This is a genomic window from Staphylococcus piscifermentans, from assembly GCF_900186985.1.
GTDB lineage: Bacteria > Bacillota > Bacilli > Staphylococcales > Staphylococcaceae > Staphylococcus > Staphylococcus piscifermentans.
On sequence record NZ_LT906447.1, the window covers coordinates 2026544 to 2053007 of the forward strand.

The window sequence follows — 26464 nt, forward strand, 5'->3', positions numbered from 1 at the left end:
TGTCCGCTTTTTTGGACAATAAAAGAGACCTATGCTAAATAAATAGCAAAGGTCTCACTTGAATGTCTCTTTTTATAACATCCCATTTTACCGGAAGTGTCTGACTTCGTAATGACGATAAAATGTACCGGCAGGCCTGCAGCCTGTCCATCTAAGTTACTCCCCTCTGACATAACGTCATAGGTATTCAATTATTTAAAACTATTATACCCTATGCAAGTCTTACAATAAACTATAAAGTTTAATTTCTGGGAATTTTTCTTCAAACCAGCGTGTCGCAAATTCATTTTCAAATAAAAATACTTTTTGCTCATAACGATCTTGCACTAAAATAGAGCGTGATGTACTCATTTTATCTTGAATATCTTCTTCATTTTCTACCCAACGTGCAATTTTACGTCCCACTGGTTCCATTATCACGTCAACATTATATTCATTCTTCATACGATGTTCGAATACCTCAAATTGCAATTGTCCAACTGCACCTAAGATAATTTGGTTCGTATGCAAAGTTTTGTAATATTGAATCGCGCCTTCTTGAACGAGTTGTTCAATACCTTTATGGAAGTGTTTTTGTTTCATAACGTTTTTAGCTGATACTTTCATAAAGAGTTCCGGCGTAAACTGCGGTAAATCTTCAAAGCTGAACTTTTGATTGCCCCCGACTAAGGTATCGCCGATTTGATAGTTTCCAGTGTCATATAAACCGATGATGTCTCCAGCCACTGCATGGTTGACGGTTTCTTTGTCGTCGGCCATGAAGGATGTAGAACGGGTAATCTTTTGTTTCTTATTAGTACGCTGCAATTTCACATCCATGCCACGTTCGAACGCACCGCTGACAATACGCATGAAGGCAATACGGTCACGGTGTTTAGGGTCCATATTAGCTTGGATTTTAAAAATAAATCCTGAGAAATCTGGTGCAAACGGGCTGACTTCTTCCGCTTCTTTCGTCACACGGCCATTCGGCATCGGTGCATGATCAACATAAGCATTCAAGAAACTTTGTACACCGAAATTAGCTAAGGCTGAACCGAAGAATACTGGTGTTAATTCTCCTGCTAATAACATATCATTATCAAATTCTTCTCCAGCTTCTTCCACTAACATAAATTCATCGATAGCTTGTTCAAAGGTGCTATCTTTAGTAATTTCGTGTTCTTCTTCTAGTTCATAATCTTCATTTAAATGTAAGAGATGTTCTTCATCTCTGAATGGCTCGATAGTACGATGTTCACGATCAATAATTCCGAAGAAGTTTTGACCCATTCCGACTGGCCAATTCATCGGATAAGTTTTGATATTCAACGTCTCTTCAATTTCATCTAATAATTCAAAGGGTTCTTTTCCGACACGATCCAATTTGTTAATAAATGTAAAAATCGGGATTCCGCGCATTTTACAAACTTTGAACAGTTTCAAAGTTTGTGGTTCAATCCCTTTAGCGCAGTCGATTACCATTACAGCACTATCGACCGCCATTAAAGTACGATACGTATCTTCAGAGAAGTCCTCATGCCCTGGTGTATCTAAAATATTAATATTGTAATCATCATAATCAAATTGCATTACTGAACTGGTTACAGAAATACCACGTTCTTGTTCAACTTTCATCCAGTCACTGGTTGCAAATTTCCCGGATTTTTTCCCTTTTACTGTCCCGGCTTCACGAATGGCGCCGCCGAATAACAAGAGTTTCTCAGTCAATGTCGTTTTACCGGCATCGGGGTGAGAAATAATCGCAAAGGTTTTTCGGGATTCAATTTCATCCTTAATACTCATTATTTGTCTCCTTTTCAAATATCATTAAAGTTAGTGTCTGTGCAAGGCGTTCTGCCTCATCTTCGTCCATTATATTAAAAAGATACATGATTAAATTATCTTCTACATCTTCTGGAGTCTCCTTCATATCTAGTTCAGCGGACCAATTCAGGTCTGGTATTGCTACCATACTATGCTTGTCAATTTCGTGGATATAAACCTTGGCACCTTCTAATTGTTGAAGTGTTCTAATCTTCAGAAGGCCCACCTCCGAATTTCTTGTAAGCCGCTTCTAACCCAATTAAATCATCGCGATGTGGCACTTTAACATGACCCGGCATAATTTGGTAAGGTTCGCGACCTTTTGATGCTAATACTACAGTATCTCCAGGTTCAGCAACATCGATAGCATGGCGGATACCTTCAGCACGATCTGTATACTCGACGTAATTATCATGTGTCGCACCTTTAGCCAATTCAGCTGTAAGCATCTTCGGATCATCATTAGCCGGATTGTCCGGAGTGAAAATCACATAATCTGCTCGACATGCTTGTTTACCCATTTCAGGTGTTTTCGTAAGGTCTCTTTCTCCCGCCATACCAATTAGGAAGATTAATTTTTGTTTTACAAACGGCTTAACAGCATCGATTAATTTTTCGATACCATCTGTAGTGTGCGCATAGTCGATAATCAAATCGATAGGTAAGCTAGGATCCAATACCTCTAATCGTCCTTCTACTGGTTCTAACTGAGGAACAATGTCAACAATCTCTTGCATTGGAGTGCCTTTACCCCATACCGCAGTCATAGCTGCCATGATATTAGAAATATTGAACTTTCCAACATATGGAGAATCTACATGGAAGGTTCCGTCTGGAGTTACAAAATCAAATGACGCACCTGTCAGAGATTCTTGAATACGCTCAGCTTTGAATTGTGCTGGACGATGAATCCCATATGTAAATACTTCATATGGTGTCACACTTGTAAGATATTCTGAGAAATCATCATCTGCATTCACTACCGCGAATTTTTCTTTACGTAAATCTTCACCCAGTTGACTGAAAAGTAAAGATTTAGCATGACCGTATGCTTCCATGGTACCGTGGAAATCTAAATGATCTTGAGTCAAATTAGAAAAAATGGCAACATCAAATTCTACACCGCTCAAGCGCCCTAAAGCAAGTCCATGGCTGGATACTTCTAAAGTCATAGCTTCAGCGCCCGCCTCAACCGCTTCGTGTACTTTCTTTGTTAATGTGACTGTTTCAGGTGTTGTATTTTCACCTTTAGTGACTTTCTCATTAATTTGAAAGCCATTAGTACCTAAATAAGCACTGCCTTTGCCTAATTTACGATGAATTTGATGAATCATTGTCGCAATAGAAGTCTTACCGTTCGTACCTGTGACACCATAAGTTGTAAGTTGTTCACTCGGATAGTCATAGAGTTTATGTACAATTAAACTGGCCACACGACGCGTTTTTGGAACTATAACTTGAGTCACGTCTCCTTCAATTTCTTGTTCACTTTCTACCACAATCAACTTGCATCCTTGATTCACTACATCCTGACAGAACTTGTGGCTGTCCACTGTATATCCTTTGGTAGCTACAAAGATACTTCCTTCTTTTGCAGTACGAGAATCTGTGGTTACATCATTAATTTCTCTATCTAAACTGCCAAGCACTTGTTTCGATTTTATCTTTTCGAACAATTCGTTCGCTTTCACATCGATCGCTCCTTTTTTCCCAATACTACTATTTTATACATTTTTTTCTCATAAATCTATATACTAAGGTTTAATTCTATTGTACAGATTTTTTCTTTTTACTTATATTAATTTCCATCGGCGGTCCTTACTTCTATGTAAGTTTGAATCCCGCTGAAGTAGGTAATAGGATACAATAATACCTTCTAAATTCCACGCGTTAAATGTTAAGGCAATGTGAAAATATTTTTATCTCATATTAATAAATGTTATAATTCAATGATGTTAATACGAATACGGTTTAATGTTAAGCAAATTTGCGTTAAACTCAAGTCAAGCGGTGGAGGGACGATACACTTTTCTTCTTCACGACATATAGGAAAAAACTATAAATTCAACTAACTGGAGGGTGGCTACTCACATGGTTACTCAAGATAAGAAGATATTGATTATTACAGGGTCATTCGGTAACGGCCATTTGCAAGTAACCAATAGCGTTGTGAACCAATTGAATGAAATGAATCTGAAGCATCTTTCTGTGATTGAGCATGATTTATTTATGGAAGCACATCCTATTTTAACTTCTATTTGCAAAAAGTATTACATCAATAGTTTTAAATATTTTAGAAATTCTTACAAACAGTTTTATTATAGCCGCCCAGATGATGTAGATAAATGTTTTTACAAATACTACGGTTTAAATAAGCTTATTAATCTGCTGATAAAGGAAAAACCAGATTTGATATTGTTGACGTTCCCTACGCCGGTAATGTCAGTGTTGACAGAACAATTCAATATGAATATCCCTATTGCTACTGTAATGACAGACTATAGATTACATAAAAACTGGGTAACGCCCCACTCTTCTCGTTATTATGTAGCAACACCTGATTTAAAACAGGAATTTATGGATATCGGTATTCCAGAAAATATTATTAAAGTTACAGGAATTCCTATCTCTGAACAATTTGATGAAGAAATCGATACACACGCTTGGATGCATAAGCATCATCTTGATCCTGAGCGCCCTACTATTTTAATGTCTGCTGGTGCTTTTGGAGTTTCAAAAGGATTTGAAGCGATGATTTCTGATATTATCGAACGCACTCCTAACACTCAGGTTGTGATGATTTGCGGACGCAATAAAGAACTGAAACGCTCATTGCGCCAACAGTTTAAAGAATATGCGAATGTATTGATTTTAGGTTATACACATCATATGAACGAATGGATGGCCTCTTCTCATTTGATGGTGACAAAACCAGGCGGCATTACGATTTCAGAAGCTTTAGCTAGAAGAATCCCTTTGATTTTCTTAGATCCGGCACCAGGACAAGAATTAGAAAATGCATGTTATTTCCAATCTAAAGGTATCGGAGAAGTTGCGGACACAACTGAAGAAGCTATTCAACTGATTACTGATTTGACTCAAAATGAAGAAGCATTGGTTGAAATGACAGAAAGAATGGCAGATTTAAAGGTGAAATACCCTACTTATAAATTATGCCGAGATCTTCTGCATCTACTAGACCGTTCTTCACAATTCGAAGAAATTTACGGAAAGGTTCCTATGTATGCAAAGCTCTTCCTCAAGTAGTTACAAAAATGCGAACTACCAAAGAAATTTCATTATTATGCTCGTCATCTTATTCTTAATAGAATTTGCCCGAGGGATGTATGTCCTAAGTTACTTGCCGATTCTTCCAACTGTGTCTTCAGTTGCGGTAGGGCTTACCTCTGCGGCAGTTTCTGTTCACTATATCTCAGATGCAGCAACCAATTTTGTGATTGGATTCTTATTAAAACGCTTTGGAGCTAAACCTGTCTTAACTCTAGGGTTTTTGTTAGCGTTCGGCAGCCTATTCTTAGTCATCTGGTTTCCGTTTAATCCATTCATTATCTTTATCAGTGCCATATTATTAGGTATTGCTTCCAGTCCGATTTGGGTCATCATGTTATCCAGTGTACGTGATGAAACACGCGGCAAACAAATGGGGCATGTTTACTTTGCTTGGTTATTCGGTTTACTACTTGGAATGATCAGCATGAACTTAATTATGAAAGTTCATCCGACATCTTTTACTTTCTTGATGTCACTAATGGTATTGATTGCTTGGATTCTATACTATTTTGTAAAAATACGTCTTACCAATTACAATACGCGTAAAGTCGGCCAGCAATTAAAACAAATTGCCGGAGTTGCTAAGAAGAATGGTGTGCTTTTCCCGGGTATTATTTTACAAGGAGCTTCAATCAGCGCGCTGGTGCCTATCTTACCAATTTACGCCACTAAAATTGTAAAAGTAACGACCGTTGAATATACTGCAGCCCTAGTTATCGGCGGTATCGGTTGTGCGATTTCCATGCTCTTCTTATCTAAAATTATAGATAATCATGGGAAAGTCTTTATGTATTCAACTATTTTTACAGGATTTATCCTTTATACAATCGGTATATTCGGACTTTCAAAAATTACTAATATATTTATCGTTTGGGTAATTGCCCTCTTCATCGGCTTAATGTATGGATTCTTGCTGCCTGCTTGGAATACTTTCATGGCCAGCTTTATCCATAAAGATGAGCAAGAAGAAACCTGGGGCGTGTTCAATAGTATTCAAGGTTTCGGTGCGATGATAGGACCGTTAATCGGTGGTATGTTGTACCAATTTACAGGTGCGGTTAATAATACTTTCTATTTCTCAGCTGGAGTCTTCATCTTCTTAGCGATATTCTATGGTATTTATTTCATTAAATTAAGACGGCAGTCGTCTACTTCATAAGGTAATGGGGAGCGGCCTGGAACATCATTTGTTCCAGGTCGTTTCTTTATTGGGCAGGAGGTAGCTAAAAGTGTCTAGGTGTTAGCGGCTTTGACCCCTAACTGTATAGGCAACATCTGCGAGCCTCGACACTTTGGCCCCTAAATGTATAGGCGACAATCGCGAGCCTCGACACTTTGGCCCCTAACTGTATAAGCAACGATCGCGAGCCTCGACACTTTGGCCCCTAACTGTATAAGCAACGATCGCGAGCCTCGACACTTTGGCCCCTAACTGTATAAGCAACGATCGCGAGCCTCGACACATTCAGCCTTAACCTCTCCAATATCAACCTATTTCTTAAACAAACACCTATTATTCCCCTATAAAAATATAAAAATTCAATTCATCACACGCAAAGATAAGAGCCAAGACAAATTAATGCCTTGGCTCTGTTGCTTATGTATAAAAGTATGAGGTTGGGACATAGGATTTGAAATCATTCACTGCGATTCTCATCTCAACTATAAACCCATTATTTCTGCACCATGTCCTAGCCTCGTACTTTAAATCTTTTTAATTTTACTTTAAAAAGTAAATTGATTGTTTTCATTATTCAAAGCTGAATGTGTCGACTTCTTTCCACTTTTCAGCATCTTCATCATATTGCAATAATGTCAATGCATCGATTGTTTCTTTATAATCGATACCTGCAAGTGCAACTTGTCCAAAAATATCTTCGAATTCTTGACTAGTTAAACCTTGGGCAATTGTAAAATGCGGAACAAATGAGTGTTCTGGTTTGCCGTAAAAATCGCCATTATTAAAGCGATTGTCCAACTCTTCTAATTCTGGTGTTTTTTCAACTTTGAAATAAATCACATTGTTGATCGGAGCAAAATTTGACGCTTTAGTTGCGTGAATATGCAACGGTTTAACACCTTGCACACGCTCTTTAATTTCTTCTTTTACTTTATCGAAATCCCCATCTTCTACCTCAAACGAATCTTTAATTGTGATATGAGGTGGAATTTGCGCATAACGTTCATCATAACGTTTACGATATGCATCGATTTTTTCACAGAACGTTTTTGATGGAATTAATGCTAACCCTAAGATCATTTGAATTCCTCCTTAATTTAACTATAATGCCATTATAGCAAACATTTAATGAAATCGTTACCAAAAACAATAATTTTACAGAATTAACTGAATAATTTACTCTGCTAAAAAATAAACTAAGAGAGGTTCCATTAAGTTTTTCCAGTACTTCCAACGATGCGTACCCTCAAATTCCTCATAATGATGCGTAATTTGTTTGCGATTTAATAAGTCGTTCAGTTCGCGATTCGGTGTTAAAAAGTCTGCACGTTCGCCAGTGGTCGGCAATTCAAAATCAATCTCTTCTTTGCCCACTGCTTGCCAAATATTTAATTGGTCGATAAATTGACAACGGTCTGTCAACACTTCAACTACTTCATTAAACATCGGACTGAACATCCCTACTTGGCTGAATAAACGCGGATAGGAAAGCGCAGTCATTAAGGCAATAGAACCTGCTAAACTATCTCCCAATAAAATACGGCCATTAGCTACTTTGTAAGTCGGGAAATTCTGATCGATATACGGTAGAATTTCTTTCCCCATTGCTTTTACTGTTAAAGGCGCCTTGCTGCCATTCGGAGAAAATTCTTCTCTGCGCAAATCGACAGTTTTGTAATGAAAGCCGATAATAATAGCACGTTCAATTTTGTCCTCTTTTCTTAACTTCTCATAAACACGATGAATACGTCCATATCTGAAAAAATCTAATCCATCAAAACAAAAGAGCACTTTATATTTAAATAGAGGCGTATAATCTTCAGGTAAATAAATTGAAAAGGTGATATCACGTTCTAAAATATCACTATGAAACGTTGTGGTATTGATTGTGCCGGTTTGAAATTCAGTCATCCTATCTCTCCTCAATTCAATATATTCTTCATTATAACAATTTTCTCTTCAATATGTTGTTAAGCTAGATAGATATTGGTTTCTAAGCCTCATTCCGATTAAGTTGCTACGTTTTAGTTTTCTAATTTATTTATTAATTTTATTAAAACTGTTGCACGGAACTTATTTACACAGTATAATTATGAAAAATAATTGTTACTCTTGCATGTCGAAACACTTACAAATAAATCGAACAGGTGACCGTTTATTTTTAGGGATGGATGTAAACGCTTTCTGTAAGGTTTTATAAGGGGGAAATCATTATGCTAGAAAGTATTGTAGCTTGGTTTAATGAAGTGGTGTGGAGTAAACCGCTTGTTTATGGTTTGTTAATCACTGGTATTTTGTTCTCATTGATGATGAAATTTTTCCAAGTCAGGCATTTTAAAGAAATGATTCGACTGATGTTCCATGGTGAAAAGTCACCGACTGGGATATCCAGTTTCCAGGCCATTGCCTTATCATTAGCCGGCCGTGTCGGAACTGGTAATATTGTCGGTGTGTCTACAGCCATCTTTATCGGTGGTCCTGGTGCTGTATTTTGGATGTGGGTGACTGCATTCTTAGGAGCAAGCAGTGCTTTCATCGAATCTACTTTGGGACAGATTTTCAAACGAGAAGAAAAAGGTGAATACCGAGGCGGCCCTGCCTACTACATTCAATACGGAATTAAAGGGCGCGTTGGTAAAATATACGGCCTCATCTTTGCAGTAGTAACAGTTATTTCCGTAGGTCTCCTTTTACCCGGAGTCCAATCTAACGCGATTTCCAGTTCTATGCACAATGCCTTTAAAGTGCCGAGTTGGATTATTGCTACTATCTTAGCAGTTATACTAGGTTTAATTATTTTCGGCGGTGTAAAGTGGATTGCGAATGTAGCGACTGCGGTTGTACCGTTCATGGCCATTATTTATATCTTGATGGCAGTGTTTATTATCATCTTAAACATTCAAGCAGTACCTGCTTTATTCGCTCTTATTTTTAAATCAGCATTCGGAATGCAAGCAGCATTTGGGGGCATTTTCGGAGCTATGATTGAAATCGGGGTAAAACGGGGACTTTACTCTAACGAAGCCGGTCAAGGTACTGGTCCGCACGCAGCAGCTGCAGCTGAAGTATCACATCCGGCTAAGCAAGGACTTGTACAAGCATTCTCAGTATATGTGGATACTTTATTTGTGTGTACAGCGACTGCATTAATTATCTTAATATCTGGAACTTACAACACAACGAATGGTGATGTCGGGCCTGGCGGATTGCCGAAACTGATCAAAGATAACGGAATATTCGTACAATCTGCAGATGGCACAAAAGATTACTCTGGAACAGCGATGTATGCTCAAGCGGGTATCGATAAAGCCTTACAAGGCGGAAGTTATCACTTCGATCCAGCTTTCTCAGGTTTCGGTTCATACTTTATTGCAATTGCGTTATTCTTCTTTGCCTTTACTACAATTCTGGCGTATTACTATATCGCGGAAACCAATATTGCTTATATGACTAGAAATAGTTCACGCTTTACTACAACCATCTGGATTAACGTCGCACGTATTGTCTTAATTGGAGCTACGGTATACGGTTCAATTAAAACAGCTGATGTAGCCTGGAGTATGGGTGATTTAGGCGTAGGTATGATGGCGTGGTTGAATATTATAGCGATTTGGATTTTGCATCGCCCTGCTGTAGACGCATTACGTGATTATGAAAGTCAGATGAAACGTTTGGGGTCTGGGAATTATGCAATTTATCATCCAGATCCGAAGAAACTACCGAATGCGACTTTCTGGCTTGAAGATTATCCTAAGCGATTGAAAAAAGCGCATTTTAAAGAGGAACGTAATGATGATGAAGATAATGACCAAGGTGCAGAACCTAGTGTTCCTTTAAATAAAAATTTAAAAGAAGTTTAATTTAGAATGAATATTATAAAATCAGAACCAGCTCAAAGAGAAGTCTTTAATCTTTTGGGCTGGTTTGTTTTTTTGAAATATTACTTTTTGAACGTTATTAAATAGGATATAATTAAACGTAAGTCTATTTCTTTAGGAGGATCTAATAAATGCTTAATAAAGTATGGTTCAGGACAGGCATAATGCTGATTATTCTGTTCGTACTGATTAAGTTGATAATGGAAGTGCATGTTATTTTCAATCCGATTATCATCATTGTTAAATCAGTACTGTTGCCATTTATTTTGAGCGGTTTCTTATTTTATGTATTTTTACCGCTGCAAAAATTCTTAGAAAAACATCGCGTCCCTCGTTGGGGAAGCATTACGATAATATTTGTTGTCTTGATTGGTATTATTACAGCTGCTGTTACAGTAGTAGCGCCATTGATTATGAATCAAATCAACAACTTAATTAAACAAGCACCGCACTTACAACAAGAAGCACAAGGAATGATTAAATATGCCTTAGATCAAATGGATAAACTCCCTAGTGATGTTACAGACCGTGTGAATAAAGTGGTTAAATCATTTGGTGACAATGTCACGAATGTTCTAACTAACTCTATTTCGATTGTGTCTCAAATCATTTCAACTTTATTCTTGTTGATTATGGTTCCTTTCTTCTTAATCTATATGTTGAAAGACCATGAGAAATTTATTCCGTCCATTGCTAAATTATTCAATGGAGACCGTAAAGTATTTGTAGTAAACTTATTGAAAGATTTAAACCATACTTTGCAATCATATATCCAAGGACAAGTAACTGTTAGCTTTATTTTAGGTGTAATTCTGTATATCGGATATTCTATTATCGGGTTAGATTATACATTATTACTCGTACTCTTTGCGGGTGTCGCTAATATGATTCCATTCTTAGGACCATGGATGTCCTTTGCGCCTGCTGCTATAATCGGTATCATTCAAAGCCCTTCAGCTTTTATTTGGGTTTGTGTGGTTACGTTGGTAGCACAACAATTAGAAGGTAATGTCATCACACCTAACGTTATGGGTAAATCATTGAGTATTCACCCACTTACTATTATTGTAGTTATTTTAGCTGCAGGAAATTTAGGCGGCTTCGTTCTGGTTTTAATTGCTGTTCCTTTATATGCAGTTATTAAAACTGTGGTACGTAATGTCTTTAAATACCGTCAATCTATTATGATGAAAGCGCAAAGTGATGTAAAAGATTAAATAAGCATACTTAAAAAGCGTTCCTACTCTCTCAAAACAAGTAGGAACGCTTTTTGTTATGTGCTCTGCATGCCGCCTTCGTCAGGGCGGGTATAGTGCTTTATATTATGCCTTTTCTAGGTAACGTCTGCCACGTAAAGGAATTTTTTTCAAGGAAAGTAGCATTGCAAGGGAAATCATATACAAGCATGCGAGGAAGATCATGGTTCCTGTCATGCCTGAGTGATCCATCAAGAAGCCGATTGCGATTGGCGATAAGCCTCCTACTGCACGTCCGACGTTAAAGATAACGTTGTTCGCGGTGCTTCTGATATGTGTTGGGTAGAAGCTGCTGATGACTGCGCCGTAGCCGGCAAACATTCCGTTTACGAAGAAGCCTACGAATGCGCCGCCGATTAATAAGGCTGCCGCGCTTTGTGCAAAGACGTACAGGAATACTGAGGCTGCTGAGGCAATCAAGAATATGCTGTAGGATACTTTGGCTCCGAATTTATCGAGTATTTGTCCGAAGCAGAGCATGCCGAGACTCATACCGATGATGGTGCTGATGGTCCATAATGATGAATTGGAGACGCTCAACCCGTGCTGTTTCTGTAAAATTGAGGGGAGCCAGTTCATTAATCCGAAGTAACCCGCAACTTGCACACTGGACATGATGGTTAGAGCGATAGTTGTGTGTGCTTGATGTTTAGTATTGAACAGGAGACCGATTGGACTGCCCTTTTTCTTTTCTAATGTATGTTGTGCTTTAGTTTGTTTCCAAGCATCTGTTTCATCAAGGTTGCGACGGATATAGAAAGCTAAGATAACAGGTATCACGCCGATTAAGAAGAGTGCACGCCACCCCCATAAGGGTAAAATGGCTGCAGCTAGCAAGGCTGCGGTTAAGGCACCAACCTGACCGCCAATTGCGACGACAGAGGATACTCGCCCTAGTTTCTTCATAGCGAATACTTCTGCGACTAATGCCATGCCGATACCGAATTCACCGCCGCCTCCCATTCCAGCGATGAAGCGTAAAATGTAGACGATGTAAATGTTATGTGCTATTGAAAGTAAGGCTGTGGCAATCGCAAATAGGAAGATCGTATAAGTAAATATCCGAATGCGACCATATTTATCTGCTAGCACACCGAAAATCACTCCGCCGAAAAGCATACCGAAGTTCGTGATGGACGAAATAAGTCCGGCTTCTGCTGAAGTGATATGGAATTCGTTGATAATACTGGAAAGTGCAAATGCAAGGAACATTACATCCATATTCTCTAATCCGAATCCAAGCATGGAGGATGTCAAGATTTTGTTTGAATAGGATTTGTTTTGTTGATTAATTTTACCTGTCATTAAGGTCACCTACTTTATAATATGTATCATTAAATTTTCTCTGTTACATATCATACACTTTTCCTGACGTGTTGAATAGGTGTGGTGAAGAGAAAAATTGGGAGTGGCATGCGGCGAGGGCGGAGGTGATGTGATAGAGCGATATAAAGAAAACTAAAGGGTCGAAACTATAAATCTTTCCTCAATTAAAAAAACGGAGTTAAGACAAACTCATGTCTTAACTCCTTGTATAGATATCAATTATTATTTAATTGCGTGGAAACCAGCATCAACGTGAATGTTTTCGCCTGTCACGCCGCTTGATAAGTCACTTAATAAGTAAGCTGCTGTTTTACCGACTTCTTCTTGGTCAACATTGCGTCTTAATGGCGCACGTTCTTCGACTTCTTTTAAAATAATGTTCAAGTCGCCTACACCTTTGGCGCTGACTGTACGAATTGGGCCCGCAGAAATAGAGTTGACGCGGATGTTTTCTTGGCCTAAGTCATATGCAAGGTAGCGGACATTAGCTTCTAAGCTGGCTTTTGCCACGCCCATTACATTATAGTTCGGCATTGCAAGTTCGCCGCCGATGTATGTTGTAGCTACGATACTGCCGCCTTCAGGCATAATTTTTTTCGCTTCGCGAGAGACAATAGTTAAAGAATAAGAACTGATGTCTTGCGCTAATAAGAAACCGTCACGTGATGTTTCTGAAAAACGATTGCGTAAGTCTTCAACATTTGAAAAGGCGATTGAATGATAAACACCATCAATATTACCAATGTCTTCGCCGATTTGTTTAAAGCCGTTAATCACATCGTCATCGCTTTGAACATCGATTTGATACATATGTTGTTGTTCTTGGTTTAATTGATCGTATAATTTTTCTAATTGTTTTTTACTGCGTTCTTTACGGTATGTAAATACCAGTTTCGCTCCTAATTGATCTAACACTTTAGCAACACCGAAACCAATACTGCGTTTGTTTGCTACTCCCATAATGACATAAGTTTTACCTTCTAAACTAAACATGGAAACGCTCCTTCATTTGATTATTATTAATTCATGATTACATGTATTATAACATTTTTAAGTTGCTAGCACTGCTTACAACCTACTGTATGTAGACAATAAAAGTATTTTATCATTTCTGATAGACGCTGCACAACTTCCGTACTTAAGCGCCTGAATTGCAAAAAATAGAAGCGGGACAGAAATAATGATTAAAATTATTTCTGTCCCGCTCTTCTCTCCAAGTCTTTCTTTTTCCAATTAGGAACCTAATGAATAGTATTCTAAATCGCGTTTTAATTCGTCTACGTATTCTTTAGAGCCTGTGACGATTAAGCGGTCGCCATAACGTAAGGTTGTATCCCCGTGCGGCACGATGGATTCGTTATCTCGCACAATACGTACGAAGATGATGTCGCCGTCAAATGGGAAGTTACGCAATTGGATATGGTCGAATTTGTAGTTGAGCATTTGGATTTCGTACAACGAAGTTTCCACGTTGCTCAATAGATTCAGCATATTTGGTGTTTCGATCAGGCCGGTAAGTAATATTTTATTACTCAAGAAGCTGCTGAAGATTTCGATGCCTTCATTGCGCAGCTCGGCTTCTGTTTCTCCGCCTCCTTCAAAGCGGCAAATCACACGGCCGACTCCATGTTCTTTAGCCATCGTCGCTACATTATAGTTGATTTCATCATCATTAGTTGAGCAAACTACAATGTCGCTGTCGAACAGTCCCAATTTATCCAGCATCGCTTCGTCATAGTCTGCGATTTCAACGGTTGTAATGTCGTTTGAAAGATGACGTTGATCACTCAAATCTTTGCGATAGTATAACGTGATGGCATATAAGTCTGACATCAAGTTTTGAGCAATCGGGATAGTTAATTGGTTCTTACCAATCAAGCTGACATTAATACGTCTTGTTGCTTCTTCCGGCATTGGGAAGGTTTTCTTGAAGACAATCGGTACAAAGACACAGGTAATGACAGCACTTAAAATTAAAATACCTGAAATTTCTGGTGTGATGGTTTTTAATTGTTCTGCAATTTTTGCTGCTGCGATTACCAAGGAAAGTGTCGATGTTAAAAGAAACGCTGAAGAAATTGTGGTCTTCTGGTCAAACCAAGGTCGAATCGCATATACAGGTATTATTTTTGAAATCAAGAACGCGACAATCAATATTGGAATAATGATGAGAATAGACGGTTCTTTTATCAAGGAAGGAATATTTAAATCCACACCTACCATGATAAAGAAGATAGGAATGAAGAAACCATAACCGAATGAATCGAGTTTCTCTACCATATCTTCGTCAGGTCCAAGCAAGGAAACAATAACCCCTGCTAAGAATGCTCCTAGAATATTTTCAGCACCTACTCCTTCTGCTAATGCTACTAATAAAATAATCAAAGCAAAGCAGGCACGTACTCCTATTTGAGTCGTTCCATCATTTAATTTGCGTAAGAATTGCGCTTTCTTGAACATACCCCCCAAGAAATAGAAAATAACGGTAAATATAACCAAAATACTGATCAACCATAATGTTGCGCCGCCTTTACCATTCAAGGCGCCATAAACGGTTAATAGTATCATCGTGAATAAGTCTGCTAGAACCGCAGTTAATAGGATGAATTGGCCGATTGTCGTACGCATGATGTTCATTTCTTTTAATGTCGGTACAACCACACCTAAAGAAATCGTAGAAATGATGATTACCATTAATAACACATCATCAATTAAGCCGAACCATTTGAATAAATAAGCCAAGATAATTGATATTACCATAATTAAACCGAAAACGAGTAAAGCTAATTGTAAATGGCTCGGTTGTTTCTTCTTATTCTTAGATTTCTTGTTATTTTGTGTCGGTTGGCTCTTGAAAGCATTGAAATCTATTTCTAAACCGCTGAGGAACATTAAGAAAATAAATCCTAATGTCGACAAAATATTTAATACATTGTCTCTTTCAACTAAATGAAAGCCTGATTGTCCGATAACGAGTCCCATGAGGATTTCGGCAACGACCACCGGCAAAAAATTGATATTGAGTCTGTTGACGATGATCGGTGTTAAGAAAGCCGCCATGACAACAATTACGAGTGATACAAACTCCATGTGTCCCTCCTTATGTGAGATATGACATAAATGATGTTGCTAAACCAAAATAAATTAACATACTGACAATGTCATTGATGGTTGTGATAAATGGACCGCTGGCAACAGCTGGGTCAATTTTCAATTTATTCATTATCAGAGGAATAATTGAGCCCATAATCGTACCGACTGTCATGGCAATTGTCAAACTGCCGCCGACAATAAGGCCGAGAAGCGGTGTACGGTAGAGCACCATGATAATTGTAAATAACACAATGGCACATACTAAACCTGAGAGGAACCCGGCTCCCGCTTCACGCAACGTAATTTTAAACTTACTCTGATTCTCAATTTCTCCTGTTGAGATATTACGTACTGAAACGGCAAGTGATTGTGTCCCTGAGTTCCCGGACATACCGCTGATAATCGGAATAAAGGCTGCCAACAACGCTACTTTTTCTAACGTATCTTCGAATGAACCTAAGATAGTTGCAGTAATCATACCTAAAAATGTCAAGATGAGCAACCATGGAAGCCGTTTAGTGGCGGTTCTTACAATAGAGTCATCTGTGGAATCGATATCCGAAACCCCGGCTAAACCTGAGTAGTCTTCTAACGCTTCTTCGTCCATAACATCTAAGATATCGTCAATTGTGATAATACCTAGTAAATGGTCTTGGTAATCGACAACTGGCAAGGCAATGAAATCATAGTCACGCATTGTCTGTGCAACATCTTCTTGGTCATCTGCAACATTCACGCTGACTACACGTTCGCTCATAATATCTTCTATATAATCATCATTTTCTGCAACAATTAAATCTCTGAGCGAAAGTACGCCGACGAGTTGTTTATCATCATTGACTGCGAAAATGACATAGATGGTCTCGGCGTCAGGTGCTTGTTCTTTTACAAGCAATAACCCTTCTTTAACCGGCGTAGTCGTCTTCAAGGAGATATACTCCGTAGTCATAATACCGCCGGCTGTATCTTCTTCATAATGCATCAATGCTTTAATTTCTTTCGCATCGTTTTTATCCATAATCGCAAGTAATGTTGCAATCTTGCGTTTAGAGAGATGATTCATGATATCAACAGCATTATCGTAAGACATGTCTTCTAGAATATGTGCTGCATAACTGACTTTCATTTGATCAAATATCTCTTCGTATTCATCATCATCAATTTCTAACTGATCAAAAAAGTCTGCCACTTCTTTTGGTGAAAGTAAGTGATACATTTTTTGATGTATTTCTTTATCGCTGTCTTCAAAATATTCACTTTGTTCATACGTATGCATGGATAAGAATTCTTCTCGGAATTGATCAATGTCATTATTTAATAAGAGATGGTCTAATAATGACTTGTTATATATTTCTTTCTCATCCATGAATTTATTGTCATCTTTTGCCAAATTGGTGCCCTCCTCACATCTCAGTTGGTTGTATTAAGTGTTGGAAAAGATTATCTAATTCTGTCCTTTTCGCATCATCTTTCAACTCGATATATTCATGAGTGATGGGATGCTTAAAACTTAGATAACAGCAAGCTAAAGCCTGGCCGGTAATATCAGAACGCGGGCCATCGTATAAGTCGTCGCCTAGAAGCGGATGGCCGATGTATTGAAAATGGACGCGTATCTGATGGGTGCGCCCTGTATGCAGCTGTACCTTGCATAAAGTAAAGTCATTAGCGATTTGAATAGGTTGAAAGCTCGTTTCTGCGTATTTTCCTGCAGCTCCGACTTGACGTTTAATAATACTGTCTGACGCTCTTAAGATAGGTGCAACAATATTGCCCGCTTCCTCTATTCTGCCTTCAGCAATACAGTGGTAAACCTTGTTCATTGCAGTATAGGACATCATATGATGGAAATGTCCATGCTTTGCAAATAACACAATACCGCTTGTATTACGATCTAAACGTGTCACAATATGCGGAATATCTGGTGAAGTCTCGTCAGATTGCTTAGAAGCTAAGTATCCCATGACCTGCTCTATTAAACTGCCATGCGGATGCTCACGAGAAGGTGCGCAATTTTGCTGTTTATCTTTGGACACAGCAATGAAATACGAGTCTTCAAACAGGATATCTAAAGGCTGCTCGAAAGGTTCCAAATTTACACTCGGGAATTCTGCAGGCAATTCTACTATCAAAATATCCCCTGCTTCCATGGCCTTTCTGACAGTGACAGGTTGCTCATTCACAAGTAAAGCGCCATCACGTTTAATGGCACTTATCATCTTCTTAGAATATTGATTTTCTTGTAAAAAAGTTTTCAAGACAATGGGTGAAGCAATGTTATATTGAAATTGCATTAGTCATCGCGTCCATCAGAAATGAACGAATCGTGTACACGTTTCCAGAACGGGAAAGGTCTGAAGCGTGCAAAACGAATTTCTTCTTTCGCTACTTTATATTCAATGCTTTTCACGTTATGATGCTTAGTTGTAACATGATCGATTGACGTCATAATCGTTCTTTGATCTACTGGTGTAATCAAACAATAGTGATGCGCCGGCAATACTAATGGCGACCCTACTGTCCGGAAGACACGATTATTAATAGAAGCAATCTCTGTTAATTGAATCGCACGCAATGACGGATGGATTAATGCGCCTCCGAGTGCTTTATTATAAGCGGTTGAACCTGAAGGCGTCGATATACATAAACCATCTCCTCTGAAGCGTTCAAAATGCTTTCCTCTTAAACTCACATCTGCAACTAATGTTGTGTTATCCTCGGTTTTCATCGTTGCCTCATTTAAAGCAATATGGTGTGAAGGATTCTTTTCATCGTTATAGTTTACAGTGATATCAATCAAAGGATATTTAATCACTTCATAATCCCCATCGATAATTTCTTCAATCAATTTATCAGATTCGTGCGGCAGCCAATCAGCATAGAAGCCTAAATGTCCGGTATGTACCCCCACAAATGCAGTTTCTGCTAATCGATAACTATATTTATGAAACGCCTCTAGTAACGTACCATCTCCACCGACAGAAATTACTATTTCAGGTGTTTCCGTATCCTTTATCATATCTGTGTGCTGTATTTGTGCTTCCATATTTTCTTTTATGCTGTTGGATTTATGATCTCCCTTTGACACAATATTATATCGCATGCTGCACCTCACTCTTGATTATGTTTTTTCGCCCTTTTTTTCGAATAATAACGTTGCGCTTCTTGTATTTCATCTTTAATCTCAGACATTTCTTCATCTAATGAAAAAGCTGCTTCAGCCGCATTCTCTAAGCGCTTTTGAATTTCTGGAGGATAGTCCCCATCATATTTGTAACGTAAAGTGTGTTCAATCGTCGCCCAGAAATTCATAGCTAAAGTACGAATTTGTATCTCCGCTAAAATTTTACTTTGTCCATCTAATGTTTCGATTGGATATTCTATGATTACATGATAAGAGCGATAACCGCTCTCTTTCGTATTATTGATGTAATCTCTTTCTTCGATAACTTTAAAATCTTTTCTTTGACGTAATAAATTAACCACAATTTCAATATCATCCACAAATTGGCACATGATTCTTAAACCTGCAATATCATACATTTCTTCATGCAAGCGATCAAATGGAATGCCTCTTTCTGTGGCCTTTTCAATAATGCTCGTCAAAGGTTTGACACGACCTGTCACAAATTCAATCGGTGATGCATCTTGTTCCAAATCGTATATTTTACGCAAGCCTTTTAATTTTATCTTTAATTCATCCACTGCTTGTCTATAAGGGGTTAAAAATCGATCCCATTGATTCATAGTGATTCACTCCGCTTCACTCCAACTCAAATGCTTCCTCAACTTCCGCTACAAAGTCTTTACCGTAATTTGAGTTGCCTTTAATATTACTTAGAATATAGTCTAATTCTTGATCAAACATTTCTAATTTTAAATCATCATTGATATATATTGCTTTACCCTTATTTTCATGGAGCATCGACCATGTTTCTTTCACAAAGATAAGATAAGAATAGGATTGTCCATCATCTAATATGTAGGCAAACCCATAATTGTCACTATCCACAAGCATTTGTCCTGCTTCCGTTAAACCTTCTGTAGATTTATCAGTATAGCAATAGATGCCATCGTCTTTCACCTTGATTTCATTCACATAAATTCGCATACCTGTGTTCCTCCTTGTGTTATTCTTCATTATTTTAACATATGTATTGAGTCCGTTACATAACCTAAACGCTTCATCTATTTATATGGAATTTGAATTGCTTTCATTCAATGAAAAAATCCTCCATAATATACAAGCAAAGGGGTGATATTATGGCGATTAATCAAGAAATCGAATACAAACAACTCTTATCTGAAGAGGAATATACTGCTTTGAAAAAAGCTTTTTTTAATAGCCAGCAGCCATTTACACAAACTAATTTTTATATTGATACGCCGAACTTTGAGTTAGCTGAACAATTAATGGCTTTACGCATTCGTCAAATCGGCAAAGAATATGAAATGACTTTAAAAGTACCTGCAGAGATTGGATTGACTGAATATAATAACGAAACGCACATTGTACCAGAACATGGACAACATATTCATTCAAAACAATTACCAGAAGATATCTTTTCAGTCTTGAAGGATTCTGGTATTGATACGGAAAAACTGCATGTATTAGGGGCACTGACAACCCATAGAATGGAAACAAAAATCGAAGAAGGGCTACTGGTTCTCGACCATAGCGAATATTTGGGTATTGAAGATTATGAATTAGAATTTGAAGTTGAAAATCCTGAAACTGGTTTGGCCAAATTTCAAAGTATTTTAAAAGAATTCAATATTAAATCTTATGTACCAAAAAATAAAGTTCAACGTTTTTTCGAAGCTAAAAGTAAATAAATTCACATATAATGTATAATACTCTACATCAAAAGTCGTATTACTTTAAAATGTAAAAATTCATGTTATATTAGATATATATTTAAGAAACAGGGTGATGTTATGGCTCCAAATCCATATGAAGTCATAGGTAAAGAGCGATTATATAGTATGATAGATTACTTTTATTCTCTTGTTGAAAAAGATGAAAGAATAAACTATCTCTTTCCTGGTGACTTTGCTGAAACAAGTCGCAAGCAAAAACAATTTTTAACACAGTTTTTAGGCGGACCTGCTTTATACACTGAAGAGCACGGACACCCGATGCTGAAAATGCGACATATGGAATTTAGAATCACATCATTTGAAAGAGACGCCTGGTTAGAAAATATGAATAAAGCGATTCAACATGCAGAGCTCCCTGCAGGTGTTGATGAATACCTATATGAAAGACTGCGGATGACAGCCCATCATATGGTTAATTCTGAAAATTAATTGTAGGTGAATTAGATGTCTGAAGAATTAAAGTTAATATGTAACAATAGACAAGATGATACCAATCTTTCACCTGTGAGTAAAATTGAAATTTATTCTTTCTTCGATCCCTTTGATGAAGATTGCTTTAAACTTTCAGCAATCTTGTCAAAATTAAGGGTTGAATATAAACAATATATCCGTATTCGTCATATTTTAAACCCATCTTTGCGGATTTTAACAAAATGTCAAGCACAAAGCAGTTCAGAAAATGATAATATCGCTTTGGCATATAAAGCAGCAGAATTACAAGGCCGTTCTCGTGCAGAACGTTTCATTCATCTCATGCAGAATGAAATTATTCCCAAGCGAGACATCATTACTGAAGAAATGATCAAGACTGCGGCTAAGAATGCGGGATTAGAATATGAAGTATTCAAGGAAGACTTAAAGAGTGGCAAACTCAAAGACAGTTTGAAAGTTGATTTGCATATTGCGCGTGAAATGGAAATTGATCAAGCACCTTCCCTTGTGTTCTTTAACGAAGACGTGACTGAAGAAGGCTTAAAAGTTGAGGGATTGTATCCATATCACATTTATACTTATATTATTAATGAGTTAATGGGAACCCCTATCGAAAAAGAATTACCGCCTAAACTCGAGACTTATATCAAAGAGCAGCAATTTGTTACATTTGAAGAGTTATTAACGATATATGAATGGCCAGAAAAAATGTTATTAAAAGAGTTGAAGAAATTAGCACTGCAACAGAAAATAGAAAAACTCAGCAATCCAGAAGGCGATTTTTGGAAAGCGAAATAAAAGAATTTGAAAGAGGGTTTGGGTTTATTCCAATCCCTCTTTTATTGTTTATAAGCTGCAAGTGATATTCTATACATATCTTTTGGATTTTCTTCATTTTTTTCTAATTGATTTATAAAAGTTTCAATATGCGTTTGGAACTGTGTCCATTGTTCCTTAGTTAATTCTACATCTTTTAAAATAAGTTTGACTGAATCTTCTTTTGGCTCGTTTTCTAAATCGGATTTTAATAAACTTAATGCCTTCTGTTGCGAAACTAAATATAATTTTAAATAACTCTCAAATATAGAAGTATCTTGTTCATGGTTTATATCCAAATTAAAGTCTGATAAATGTTGACTACTGTATTTATGTTCAATCAAATTTCCAATTGTATTCTTTTCAACCACTCTTAAAGCGTCTATTTCGATTAATTTTTTTATCGCATAGTATAAATTACTAGTAGGTAATTTCAATAAAGCTGCTATTTCTTTTGTCGTTTTCGGTTCTTTTGAAGTAACCTTCAAAATTTGAAAGTTTTTCTCGTCTAATAGTGCCTTTGTCATTAGTTTCATGTCGGTCATATTTTTCATTCCTTATTCACTATTGATGGCAAGTTTTTCAACTTACGCTTCGATATAAATAATAAACTAATCCATGCGAAAGTAAAAGCAGCGATTAATATTACTATCGAAGCCTGCCATAATTGAGCGATAACTCCCCCTATTATTGCACCTAAAGGCATCATAATGAATAAAATACTTTCTGATATAGATACTACTCTCGCTAAATAATTTTCATTCACATTGGTTTGCGTGAAGGTTAAAAGGGACATATTAATAATGCCTAAAGGGATTAGAGCAAGACCCAAAATAATAATTGATATCACAACATGATGAATGAAATAAGATAAAAGTAATAAGATAAAAATAACTAAAGCAGCCATCGATACCAACCTACCAACTTGGAATCTCACAAAATATTGACTTACTAAACTTCCAATCAACAAGCCACACGAGATTGAGAACATTATCCATCCATAACTATTTTGATCACCTAACTCTTCAGCATATTTTGGGATTACTGCATTCAAACCACTCAGAACTCCATTCACTATTGCTAACGGAAGAGTAATCCAAATAAAAATAGATGACTTGAAATATTCAAAGCCTTCTTTTAAACCGATCATATATCCATTAGGTTTCTCCTTTAATGAATAATTAGATTTATCATATTTCAACTTCATGAATAGTAAAAAAGCAATCAAATATGTAAAAGCATTAAATAAGTAAATATCTTTGACTGAAATATAAAAAATAATAAATGAAAAGGCAAATGCCATCATCACATTTACAATTTGCTGTGCACTGTTAACAATTGCATTATATTTTGCAATGCTCGATTCCGCCATTAAACTTGGTACTATACTAATTTCAGCAGTCCCTTCAATATTTTCTAAAACTGAAACTATAAAAACAACAGTTAATATTAAATAGAGATTCTCGAAATGAAATATAATTGCTAACGGAACCATACACATTATTACAAACTGAGACAGTTGTGTATAAACTAGAATACGCTTTTTATGCACCCGCTCAATTATAGGTCCAAATAAAAAGTGCAATGCTTGCGCTGAATATATTAATAAAAATGTTGCACCCGTATAAATCGTGCTATGTGTTATTTGATAAATATACCATACTACCGTTAATCCATAGATACTGTCCCCTGTTGAAGATAAAATTCTTCCTCCTGCTAAATAAAAACCATTTTTACTCCTAGTTGCCACCTCTTGTTGTTAGATCTCGTTAAAAATAATTTTAGCGAGAAATAAAAATTTGTCAAATAAGACTGAATTTTCAGATTTATTGTTGCACTTTCCCTCTTGATACAGTATAATTTTTTTATCGATTAAAATGTTTTTATCGAATACTATTTTTGAAAGGAGATGTTTCTATGAATATTATTGAAAAGAAATCGAAAAACTTAAATTATGATACTAGAAACGTTAGAATTAACATCACGATAAGCTACTTTAGTTAATATAATAAGACGGATGGATGCATACATTCGTCTTATTAAAATTCAGGAGACAAAATGAAAAGAATTCAATTGAAATCAAGCCTTTTTTGGGCTTTATTATCCGATACAATATATGTATATTTTAATAATGGAAAATTAAGAAAAGAAATTCATTCAAATAATAGTAAGAAGTTTTTTTCTCTCTTAAAATTTCTTATCACCCCAAAATCTCAAGATGAATTAGACTATTTTTGTTTTAAAAATAAAATAACAAATATTGAGAAAGATTAAATGCTTATTTTTTTAAATAAGCAAGGTTATTTAGAAGATAATTTAACTTTATATAATAAAAATGAACTGAATAGTCGCATTATTAATTTTATATCAACATTTCCTAATTATTCTTATCATGAGTACAATCGTCAATTAAAAGAAACAAATATATGTATAATTGGTCTTGGCACTGCAGGAAGTCATATTGTTGAATTATTAGTAAAAATGGAATTTAAAAATCTAACCTTAATTGACCATGATATAGTCCAAACGAAAAATATTTGCTCACAAAATTATATTAAAAATGATGTAGGAAAATTCAAAGTAGAAGCTATAAACAAAAAAATTTCAAAGATTAAAGAACATAATACGAAGTTTTTCTGTAAAAAAATAAGTAATTATTCTGAGCTGAAAAAGACTCTCAATTTAAATAATATTAATTTTTTGATAATATCAGCAGATGATTTTTATTTAACAATTGATATATTAGAAAATATTTTTATCGAATTTCCATCTATAAAAATTATTCAAACTGGATACTCATTACTTAACATACAACTTTGCGTAATTAATTATACTAATTACAAAGAATACCTTAAACAAATCAAAGATTCCTTGCAGACATACAAAGTATTAGACGAAATTATTATTGCAAATACTGGCTCAATATTAGATTCTTATTTCATTGCCTTCTTTGCGACCAAAATTATTTTAGATTATACGATATACAACCAATGCGATTCAATTTTCTCTTTCGATTATTTAACTAACACTTTAAAGAAATCTAAATAAACCAAAAAGGAAATCTTCTAATGTTTACTATGGAAGTTTTCCTTTTATTTGACTTCAATTATTTCTATTTTCTCTCTTCAATACCCCTCCCAACTCACGTACTATCTAATTGTATATAATTATATTTTTATTTTTAAATTATCATTTTATCTTATCTTAAATAACACTTTCATACATTAATCCTATTCTTACTAAATTATATATTTTAATAAAGAATTTTATGATATATTCGAGTTGAGATATTTTGCATTATTAATATTTAAAAATGATTGGAGGAATTATTTTGAACAGCATCAAATTGAGTTTTAAGAACGCAGCAATAATTTTATTTTCTTTCATCATGGCATTAAGTGGTGTCTTTGCTTTTTCACCCTCTACTTATGCACAAGACAAGGGTCCTGCCTCTTTAAAAGTAAAAGTCAGCAATACTGAAGTTCCTGCTAAAGCAGAACAGCAAGCCAAAGCTCAATTCTCTAGTTACGCGCAAGCATTGTCCCAGATTGATAAAACAGGTTCAAATGGCGAATATAAACTAGGTAATCCATTCAAAATTTATAAATTAAATGGGCAAGAAGACGGCAACTACTATTATCCAATTATGCAAGGTGACACAATCAAATATGTCTTGACCGTGACACCTAAAAACGAAAATGATTTAAATGTAAATAAAAATAGTGCAAATTACAGCGTACACATTTCTAAGTTTATCGCGGATGCACTCAATCAATATCGTCAAAATAATATACCTGTCACTATATTCACAAATAAAGACGGTTATTTTGTCGAACATGATAATAAAGTGTCCATGATTAAACAAACTAAGTTAGCAGATGATCAAACACCTGTTGCTACACCTGCCCCTCCTAAAGTACAAACGAACCAAACTGTCGATGCTTCAAAAGCTGTAGCTGCTCAAAAGAGTGTTGCTACCAAATATGTCAATACATTGCCTCATTTCCAAATTCGCGAAACACAAGGTAATAATGGTTGGTGTGCAGGATTTACCATGGCTGCCTTATTAAATGCCACTAAAAATACTAACCAATATAGAGCGCAAGATATTATGCGCACAATTCACCCAGGATTATCTGGCCAACGATTCCAATTCACTGGTTTAACGCCAGATGAAATGATTCAATATGGTCGTTCACAAGGTAAAAATCCTAGATTATACAATGGTATGCCAAGTTTCGAAATGGTAGACCAATACACATCTAAAAATCAGGGTATAGCAATACTAAGTCAAAGACTTGAAGCATCACCTAATGGCTTGCATGGCCGTCATGCAATGGCAGTGGTAGGTAATGCTGTACTTGCAAATGGACAAAAAGTAATTGTATTTTGGAATCCATGGGACCGCGATGTATCCTTACAACCTGCTGACAGCGATATTATCCCTGTATCAGATGGTTCTCACTTCAAATGGTTCTCAGCAATCCCTGGTTACTAAACTCGTT

General features: G+C 36.3%; 25 protein-coding genes. 10 read left to right on the forward strand and 15 right to left on the reverse strand.

Annotated features, from left to right (window positions below; all coding sequences use genetic code 11):
• Window positions 1-222: 222 nt before the first annotated feature.
• The 3 genes from CKV71_RS09450 to CKV71_RS09460 are packed head-to-tail and all read right to left on the reverse strand — an operon-like array spanning window position 223 to window position 3497.
• Entirely contained in the window at window positions 223-1785 is a 1563-nt protein-coding gene (locus CKV71_RS09450) for a peptide chain release factor 3 (protein ID WP_095106177.1), read from the reverse strand.
• Window positions 1775-2032 carry a YueH family protein gene (locus tag CKV71_RS09455; protein ID WP_095106179.1) on the reverse strand — a complete coding sequence of 86 codons (258 nt, stop codon included), beginning with the start codon at window positions 2030-2032 and terminating at the stop codon, window positions 1775-1777. The genes CKV71_RS09450 and CKV71_RS09455 overlap by 11 nt, the downstream gene beginning before the upstream one ends.
• Window positions 2013-3497, reverse strand: a complete 1485-nt coding sequence (locus CKV71_RS09460; protein WP_095106180.1) for a UDP-N-acetylmuramoyl-L-alanyl-D-glutamate--L-lysine ligase — start codon at window positions 3495-3497, stop codon at window positions 2013-2015. The genes CKV71_RS09455 and CKV71_RS09460 overlap by 20 nt, the downstream gene beginning before the upstream one ends.
• 400 nt (window positions 3498-3897) lie before the next feature.
• Between CKV71_RS09460 and CKV71_RS09465 the strand changes: the two genes are divergently transcribed.
• Window positions 3898-5073, forward strand: a complete 1176-nt coding sequence (locus CKV71_RS09465) for a diglucosyl diacylglycerol synthase (protein ID WP_095106182.1) — start codon at window positions 3898-3900, stop codon at window positions 5071-5073.
• Complete coding sequence (ltaA, locus tag CKV71_RS09470) at window positions 5051-6256, forward strand: lipoteichoic acid biosynthesis MFS flippase LtaA (protein WP_095106184.1); 1206 nt, start codon at window positions 5051-5053, stop codon at window positions 6254-6256. Before CKV71_RS09465 ends, ltaA begins: the two co-directional genes overlap by 23 nt.
• A gap of 591 nt (window positions 6257-6847) precedes the next feature.
• On the opposite strand, the gene CKV71_RS09475 is transcribed toward ltaA, so the two are convergent.
• Entirely contained in the window at window positions 6848-7357 is a 510-nt protein-coding gene (locus tag CKV71_RS09475) for a YjcG family protein (protein ID WP_095106186.1), read from the reverse strand.
• A gap of 96 nt (window positions 7358-7453) precedes the next feature.
• Window positions 7454-8188, reverse strand: coding sequence for an esterase family protein (locus tag CKV71_RS09480; protein ID WP_095106188.1), 735 nt, complete (start codon window positions 8186-8188; stop codon window positions 7454-7456).
• Between the two features lie 302 nt (window positions 8189-8490).
• On the opposite strand from CKV71_RS09480, the gene CKV71_RS09485 reads away from it, so the two are divergent.
• Window positions 8491-10137 (forward strand): alanine/glycine:cation symporter family protein, encoded by a 1647-nt coding sequence (locus tag CKV71_RS09485; RefSeq protein WP_095106190.1) that lies wholly within the window; start codon window positions 8491-8493, stop codon window positions 10135-10137.
• Between the two features lie 149 nt (window positions 10138-10286).
• Window positions 10287-11372, forward strand: a complete 1086-nt coding sequence (cozEa, locus tag CKV71_RS09490) for a lipoteichoic acid biosynthesis protein CozEa (RefSeq protein WP_095106192.1) — start codon at window positions 10287-10289, stop codon at window positions 11370-11372.
• A 105-nt stretch (window positions 11373-11477) separates the two neighbouring features.
• On the opposite strand, the gene CKV71_RS09495 is transcribed toward cozEa, so the two are convergent.
• From CKV71_RS09495 to CKV71_RS09530, 8 genes are all read right to left on the reverse strand, one after another.
• Window positions 11478-12716 (reverse strand): MFS transporter, encoded by a 1239-nt coding sequence (locus CKV71_RS09495; RefSeq protein WP_095106194.1) that lies wholly within the window; start codon window positions 12714-12716, stop codon window positions 11478-11480.
• A gap of 243 nt (window positions 12717-12959) precedes the next feature.
• A complete protein-coding gene (gene fabI / locus CKV71_RS09500; protein WP_095106196.1) occupies window positions 12960-13730 on the reverse strand; it encodes an enoyl-ACP reductase FabI in 771 nt (256 codons plus the stop codon).
• A 240-nt stretch (window positions 13731-13970) separates the two neighbouring features.
• Window positions 13971-15827 (reverse strand): monovalent cation:proton antiporter family protein, encoded by a 1857-nt coding sequence (locus CKV71_RS09505; RefSeq protein ID WP_095106198.1) that lies wholly within the window; start codon window positions 15825-15827, stop codon window positions 13971-13973.
• A 10-nt stretch (window positions 15828-15837) separates the two neighbouring features.
• Window positions 15838-17196 carry a magnesium transporter gene (mgtE, locus tag CKV71_RS09510; protein ID WP_095107299.1) on the reverse strand — a complete coding sequence of 453 codons (1359 nt, stop codon included), beginning with the start codon at window positions 17194-17196 and terminating at the stop codon, window positions 15838-15840.
• A gap of 37 nt (window positions 17197-17233) precedes the next feature.
• Window positions 17234-18124: an RluA family pseudouridine synthase gene (locus tag CKV71_RS09515; protein WP_095106200.1), complete on the reverse strand. Its 891-nt coding sequence runs from the start codon at window positions 18122-18124 to the stop codon at window positions 17234-17236.
• Window positions 18124-18933 (reverse strand): NAD kinase, encoded by an 810-nt coding sequence (locus CKV71_RS09520; RefSeq protein ID WP_095106202.1) that lies wholly within the window; start codon window positions 18931-18933, stop codon window positions 18124-18126. Before CKV71_RS09520 ends, CKV71_RS09515 begins: the two co-directional genes overlap by 1 nt.
• Before the next feature lie 8 nt (window positions 18934-18941).
• Window positions 18942-19577 carry a GTP diphosphokinase gene (locus CKV71_RS09525; RefSeq protein WP_095106205.1) on the reverse strand — a complete coding sequence of 212 codons (636 nt, stop codon included), beginning with the start codon at window positions 19575-19577 and terminating at the stop codon, window positions 18942-18944.
• A 16-nt stretch (window positions 19578-19593) separates the two neighbouring features.
• Window positions 19594-19941, reverse strand: coding sequence for a UPF0738 family protein (locus CKV71_RS09530; RefSeq protein ID WP_095106209.1), 348 nt, complete (start codon window positions 19939-19941; stop codon window positions 19594-19596).
• Between the two features lie 152 nt (window positions 19942-20093).
• On the opposite strand from CKV71_RS09530, the gene CKV71_RS09535 reads away from it, so the two are divergent.
• From CKV71_RS09535 to yjbH, 3 genes are all read left to right on the forward strand, one after another.
• Window positions 20094-20666: a CYTH domain-containing protein gene (locus tag CKV71_RS09535; protein WP_095106212.1), complete on the forward strand. Its 573-nt coding sequence runs from the start codon at window positions 20094-20096 to the stop codon at window positions 20664-20666.
• A 102-nt stretch (window positions 20667-20768) separates the two neighbouring features.
• The gene (locus CKV71_RS09540; protein ID WP_095106214.1) at window positions 20769-21140 is read left to right on the forward strand and encodes a truncated hemoglobin YjbI; all 372 of its coding nucleotides are present in this window, start codon (window positions 20769-20771) and stop codon (window positions 21138-21140) included.
• A gap of 15 nt (window positions 21141-21155) precedes the next feature.
• On the forward strand, window positions 21156-21941 hold the full coding sequence (gene yjbH / locus CKV71_RS09545; protein WP_095106216.1) for a protease adaptor protein YjbH: 786 nt from the start codon (window positions 21156-21158) through the stop codon (window positions 21939-21941).
• 41 nt (window positions 21942-21982) lie between these two features.
• On the opposite strand, the gene CKV71_RS09550 is transcribed toward yjbH, so the two are convergent.
• The gene (locus tag CKV71_RS09550) at window positions 21983-22504 is read right to left on the reverse strand and encodes a winged helix-turn-helix domain-containing protein (protein ID WP_095106218.1); all 522 of its coding nucleotides are present in this window, start codon (window positions 22502-22504) and stop codon (window positions 21983-21985) included.
• 5 nt (window positions 22505-22509) lie between these two features.
• Window positions 22510-23709, reverse strand: a complete 1200-nt coding sequence (locus CKV71_RS09555) for an MFS transporter (protein WP_095106220.1) — start codon at window positions 23707-23709, stop codon at window positions 22510-22512.
• A 308-nt stretch (window positions 23710-24017) separates the two neighbouring features.
• On the opposite strand from CKV71_RS09555, the gene CKV71_RS09560 reads away from it, so the two are divergent.
• The 3 genes from CKV71_RS09560 to CKV71_RS09570 all read left to right on the forward strand — a co-directional run bounded on the left by CKV71_RS09560 (window position 24018) and on the right by CKV71_RS09570 (window position 26457).
• Complete coding sequence (locus tag CKV71_RS09560; protein ID WP_095106222.1) at window positions 24018-24233, forward strand: hypothetical protein; 216 nt, start codon at window positions 24018-24020, stop codon at window positions 24231-24233.
• On the forward strand, window positions 24234-25007 hold the full coding sequence (locus tag CKV71_RS09565) for a ThiF family adenylyltransferase (protein ID WP_095106224.1): 774 nt from the start codon (window positions 24234-24236) through the stop codon (window positions 25005-25007).
• A 283-nt stretch (window positions 25008-25290) separates the two neighbouring features.
• Window positions 25291-26457: a C47 family peptidase gene (locus CKV71_RS09570; RefSeq protein ID WP_167376371.1), complete on the forward strand. Its 1167-nt coding sequence runs from the start codon at window positions 25291-25293 to the stop codon at window positions 26455-26457.
• The last annotated feature ends 7 nt before the right edge of the window (window positions 26458-26464 follow it).

Coding starts and splice junctions, on each gene's coding strand:
- CKV71_RS09450 (WP_095106177.1), bottom strand. CDS start 1,785: ATGAGTATTAAGGATGAAATTGAATCCCGAAAAACCTTTGCGATTATT.
- CKV71_RS09465 (WP_095106182.1), top strand. CDS start 3,898: ATGGTTACTCAAGATAAGAAGATATTGATTATTACAGGGTCATTCGGT.
- ltaA (WP_095106184.1), top strand. CDS start 5,051: ATGCAAAGCTCTTCCTCAAGTAGTTACAAAAATGCGAACTACCAAAGA.
- CKV71_RS09475 (WP_095106186.1), bottom strand. CDS start 7,357: ATGATCTTAGGGTTAGCATTAATTCCATCAAAAACGTTCTGTGAAAAA.
- CKV71_RS09480 (WP_095106188.1), bottom strand. CDS start 8,188: ATGACTGAATTTCAAACCGGCACAATCAATACCACAACGTTTCATAGT.
- CKV71_RS09485 (WP_095106190.1), top strand. CDS start 8,491: ATGCTAGAAAGTATTGTAGCTTGGTTTAATGAAGTGGTGTGGAGTAAA.
- cozEa (WP_095106192.1), top strand. CDS start 10,287: ATGCTTAATAAAGTATGGTTCAGGACAGGCATAATGCTGATTATTCTG.
- CKV71_RS09495 (WP_095106194.1), bottom strand. CDS start 12,716: ATGACAGGTAAAATTAATCAACAAAACAAATCCTATTCAAACAAAATC.
- fabI (WP_095106196.1), bottom strand. CDS start 13,730: ATGTTTAGTTTAGAAGGTAAAACTTATGTCATTATGGGAGTAGCAAAC.
- CKV71_RS09505 (WP_095106198.1), bottom strand. CDS start 15,827: ATGGAGTTTGTATCACTCGTAATTGTTGTCATGGCGGCTTTCTTAACA.
- mgtE (WP_095107299.1), bottom strand. CDS start 17,196: ATGGATGAGAAAGAAATATATAACAAGTCATTATTAGACCATCTCTTA.
- CKV71_RS09515 (WP_095106200.1), bottom strand. CDS start 18,124: ATGCAATTTCAATATAACATTGCTTCACCCATTGTCTTGAAAACTTTT.
- CKV71_RS09520 (WP_095106202.1), bottom strand. CDS start 18,933: ATGCGATATAATATTGTGTCAAAGGGAGATCATAAATCCAACAGCATA.
- CKV71_RS09525 (WP_095106205.1), bottom strand. CDS start 19,577: ATGAATCAATGGGATCGATTTTTAACCCCTTATAGACAAGCAGTGGAT.
- CKV71_RS09530 (WP_095106209.1), bottom strand. CDS start 19,941: ATGCGAATTTATGTGAATGAAATCAAGGTGAAAGACGATGGCATCTAT.
- CKV71_RS09535 (WP_095106212.1), top strand. CDS start 20,094: ATGGCGATTAATCAAGAAATCGAATACAAACAACTCTTATCTGAAGAG.
- CKV71_RS09540 (WP_095106214.1), top strand. CDS start 20,769: ATGGCTCCAAATCCATATGAAGTCATAGGTAAAGAGCGATTATATAGT.
- yjbH (WP_095106216.1), top strand. CDS start 21,156: ATGTCTGAAGAATTAAAGTTAATATGTAACAATAGACAAGATGATACC.
- CKV71_RS09550 (WP_095106218.1), bottom strand. CDS start 22,504: ATGACCGACATGAAACTAATGACAAAGGCACTATTAGACGAGAAAAAC.
- CKV71_RS09560 (WP_095106222.1), top strand. CDS start 24,018: ATGAAAAGAATTCAATTGAAATCAAGCCTTTTTTGGGCTTTATTATCC.
- CKV71_RS09565 (WP_095106224.1), top strand. CDS start 24,234: ATGCTTATTTTTTTAAATAAGCAAGGTTATTTAGAAGATAATTTAACT.